Consider the following 3,264-nt stretch of genomic DNA (forward strand, 5'->3'; position numbering starts at 1 on the left):
GAATGGCTCTGGTCCTACAACAATGAGCGCCCAAACATGGGCAACGGCGGGATGACACCCGCACAGAAACTGAGAATGGCCGCGTAAATTCTACGACCAAGCCCCCACAAAAATGGGGGGATTACCCCTTGACCGGCATCCTACCGGATGCGTGGCGGACAAAAGAAAGGGAAACATCGTCGGGGCGGGGGTGAGCGCGGGCGCAGCCCGCGCCGATCCCCCGGCACGTCCTCAGCCCGTCATGGCCCGCGCCCTCGCGCGGGCCGCAGATTTGCTGCTGGATCAATGATGAGGTGGTCGGCTATGCGGGACGAAGCGGCCTTTAGCCGCAGGCGCGAAGTCAGGGCCTTCGCTTCCGCAGCACCGACAGGGAGGGCGGAGAGCGGACGGTCGCTGCGCAAAGGATGGAGGTCAGCAATGCGGGACTTTTCAGACCTTCGCTGCACGTGCACCAATGTCCGGTCTGGTGAACCGTTCAACAAACGGTGGTTTTTGGGAGGTGCCTTAAAGAAGTAGCCGCAAAATCCGGAACGTGCGGCCAGCGTCATACTATTCGGCATTCTCGGCCAGCCAAGCTGTCATTTGGTCAATTTCACCGACCTGCGCGGCGATTATTTCTCCGGCAAGTTCGATCATATGCGGGTCGTCACCATGTTCAAGCAGCACCTGCGCCATGTCGATTGCGCCCTGATGGTGGGCAATCATTGCGCAGGCGAATGCCACGTCGGCATCTTCACGCATCATACCTTCCTCCATCGCGGGCATGGTAATTGCCATTCTGCGCATATTCTCCTGCACGTGCTCTGGCATGGCATCATGATCGTCACTCTCCGACCGCGCGTTGTAAGCGGGATCGTCGTGACCCATCGCCGAATGATCCATTTCCTCCATAACAGAAACTTCGGTGCACTGTTCGGGAGGCTCGAACCCGGCATCCTGTGCCCAAGCTGGTGCGGAAAATGCCAACGCCGCAATGGTAGTTGCGAGGGCGGTCTTGATGATGTTCATTTTCGAGTTCTCCTGTTTATGTCGATTTCCGAGAGGAACGGTGGAGGACGTTTCAGGCTGCGAACCACATCCCCAACATCCAGAGGCCCATGCCCATCATCATCAGGTTTTCCGTCAGGCTTACGAAACCCAGAGGCACGTTCGAGTTGCCGCCCAGACAGGCACATTTCAACTCTCGTTTGTCGATGTATACGGCTTTGAACACGCTGATCGCGCCCACCGTTGCAATGAAGAGCGCCGCAGGAGCAGCAAGCGGGGTCAACAACATACCCGTCATCAGAATACCCGCCCCCGTCTCAACCCACGGATAGACATAGGCGTATGGCACCCACTTTCGCGCCAACAGATCGTAGTTGAGGAACATCGTCGTGAAGCTTTCGATGTCGCGGAGCTTCTGCATCCCCAAAAGGATCATCGAGACCGAGATGAACCAGCCGAGCGTTTGCCATGTGATCGTGCCGAGGAAGCCAATGGACAGCGCGAGCGCCGTCGCGGCGGCCACGGCGAAGAGGTAGATCACCGGTTTGTAGGTCGTGGCCTTCGGATCGTAGTCGGTGAGCTGCTGGCGTAGGGCATCATAGCCACCGACGCGCTCGCCGTCGATCCAGACCTGCGGTGTGGTTGGAACGTCGTATTCTTCCTTGAACGCATCGACTTCTGACCGTTCGCGGAATAGCCGGTCATCGACCTTGAACCCATTGCGGTCCAGAAGCCAGCGTGCCTTTTGCCCTGCCGGGCACAGATGGTTCGGCAGAGCCATGCGGTAGAGAACAGCTGTTTTCCCGATCGCGGCGGTGGCGGGATCGGTTGTTACGTCGGCAAAGTCGCGGGTGTCCTTTGGCATTTCATAATCTCCTTGCGATCAGCGTCAGCGAGAGTTGCGGACAAAATAAACGATACCGGTGATCAGAAAGGCGATGAACAGCAGGGCGATCAGTCCCATGCCGCCCATCATTATCCAGCCTGTACCTTCGTGCATTTCACCATTCATCATTGCTCAGTTCCCTTCTTCGATGCGGGGAGTGCCGGGGGCAGCGTCCTCGTTGGCCTCGATATCCGCGATGTATCGCTTCATTTCCGCGATCTCGCCGCGCTGCGCCTCGATGATCGCATCGGCCAGCTCGCGGACGCGCGGGTCGGAAATGTTGGCCCGTTCGCTGGTCAGGATCGCGATCGAGTGGTGCGGGATCATCGCCTTCATCCAGGCGACATCGCCAACGGTGTCCTGAGACCGGACAAGATAAACCCCGGCGACGAAGGCGATGGCTGCGCCCGCGAAAATCGCGATGTTGGCTTTCCGGTTGGAATACATGCCCAGCATGAAAGCGAGCATGATGATCGCCATCATCCCGCCCATGTAGAGCGCCATCCACATCCGGGTCTGCGAGAAGAAGACGTGATCGAGGGCGTAGGTGTTGAGATACATCAGGCCAAACATCACAACCGTCGAGGTGCCGATCATAGCGAAGAACCGGCCATAGCCGCTGCCTTTGCCGCTTTTGCTATGGTGATGCGTGCCGTGTGAATCCATTGTAGTGTCCTCCCGGTATGCCATTTCCTGCCTTGTTTATATACCCATATGGGGTATACAACAAGATAGTCCGCGGCAGGTTCCAAAAGGCAGGGAGACGCGACACGTGAAGGCAAACAAGGACAAGACACTGGATCGGCTTTCCCGTCTGGAAGGCCAAGTGCGGGGCGTGGCTGGCATGGTCGAGGCTGACCGCTACTGCATGGATATTCTTGCGCAGACAGCCGCAATCCGGTCTGCGCTCCTTGGTGTCGAAAAGCTCATCCTGGAGAACCATGCAGAGCATTGCGTCGAGACCGCCATCCAGAGTGGCGATCCAGAAGAGCAGCGTGCAAAGTTCGGTGAGCTCATCGGGCTTCTGCAAAAGGCGTCGCGGTAAGCTTTTCAAATCTACATAGCACTCGGTCCGCTAAAATACATTTTTCGCACAAACGCCAATCGCCTTGATCGCCGTTACAATAAGCTCGTTGTTCAAACTCAAAACGGTCTTGAAGTTTGATGCCAGTGCGGCGAGAGCAGCCATTCGCTACATAGCAGAAATTGAGCAAAACGGGCTCCAAGTGGACCTTCGTTCCAATGAAGTCGAACGGCAGCTCTGGGCCGAGGCTGTGTGGAAACGGGCCGGCAGGGGCTGACTGCTGCCGGTTTGCCCGGTTGCTCGCTTTTAGACGCCTCCGACACCCTTTGCGCGCTTGACGGCTTGCTGATCCTTTTCGGACAGAGCA

The 3,264-nt window shown here is 57.5% G+C and carries 5 protein-coding genes; 1 reads left to right on the top strand and 4 read right to left on the bottom strand.

The features are described from left to right. Positions 1 to 549 precede the first annotated feature (549 nt). From J7359_RS19745 to J7359_RS19755, 4 genes are read right to left on the bottom strand one after another with little or no spacing between them, the layout of a single operon-like run. Positions 550 to 1,008, bottom strand: a complete 459-nt coding sequence (locus J7359_RS19745; protein WP_209059929.1) for a DUF305 domain-containing protein — start codon at positions 1,006 to 1,008, stop codon at positions 550 to 552. A gap of 52 nt (positions 1,009 to 1,060) precedes the next feature. Further along, a complete protein-coding gene (locus J7359_RS19750; RefSeq protein WP_209059940.1) occupies positions 1,061 to 1,852 on the bottom strand; it encodes a glutaredoxin in 792 nt (263 codons plus the stop codon). A gap of 24 nt (positions 1,853 to 1,876) precedes the next feature. After that, the gene (locus J7359_RS20205; protein ID WP_271118305.1) at positions 1,877 to 2,002 is read right to left on the bottom strand and encodes a hypothetical protein; all 126 of its coding nucleotides are present in this window, start codon (positions 2,000 to 2,002) and stop codon (positions 1,877 to 1,879) included. 3 nt (positions 2,003 to 2,005) lie between these two features. Then, positions 2,006 to 2,539 (bottom strand): DUF305 domain-containing protein, encoded by a 534-nt coding sequence (locus tag J7359_RS19755; protein WP_247740555.1) that lies wholly within the window; start codon positions 2,537 to 2,539, stop codon positions 2,006 to 2,008. Between the two features lie 106 nt (positions 2,540 to 2,645). Here J7359_RS19755 and J7359_RS19760 point away from each other — a divergent pair, with 106 nt between their 5' ends. Further along, positions 2,646 to 2,918, top strand: a complete 273-nt coding sequence (locus tag J7359_RS19760; protein ID WP_209059942.1) for a metal-sensitive transcriptional regulator — start codon at positions 2,646 to 2,648, stop codon at positions 2,916 to 2,918. Positions 2,919 to 3,264 lie beyond the last annotated feature (346 nt).

Source organism: Paracoccus sp. R12_2 (assembly GCF_017744015.1).
In the GTDB taxonomy this organism is placed as follows: Bacteria; Pseudomonadota; Alphaproteobacteria; order Rhodobacterales; family Rhodobacteraceae; genus Paracoccus.

What these genes read in the sequence shown, in the direction of transcription:
- J7359_RS20205 (WP_271118305.1), bottom strand. Translation starts at nt 2,002, where the DNA reads ATGATGAATGGTGAAATGCACGAAGGTACAGGCTGGATAATGATGGGC.
- J7359_RS19755 (WP_247740555.1), bottom strand. Translation starts at nt 2,539, where the DNA reads ATGGATTCACACGGCACGCATCACCATAGCAAAAGCGGCAAAGGCAGC.
- J7359_RS19750 (WP_209059940.1), bottom strand. Translation starts at nt 1,852, where the DNA reads ATGCCAAAGGACACCCGCGACTTTGCCGACGTAACAACCGATCCCGCC.
- J7359_RS19745 (WP_209059929.1), bottom strand. Translation starts at nt 1,008, where the DNA reads ATGAACATCATCAAGACCGCCCTCGCAACTACCATTGCGGCGTTGGCA.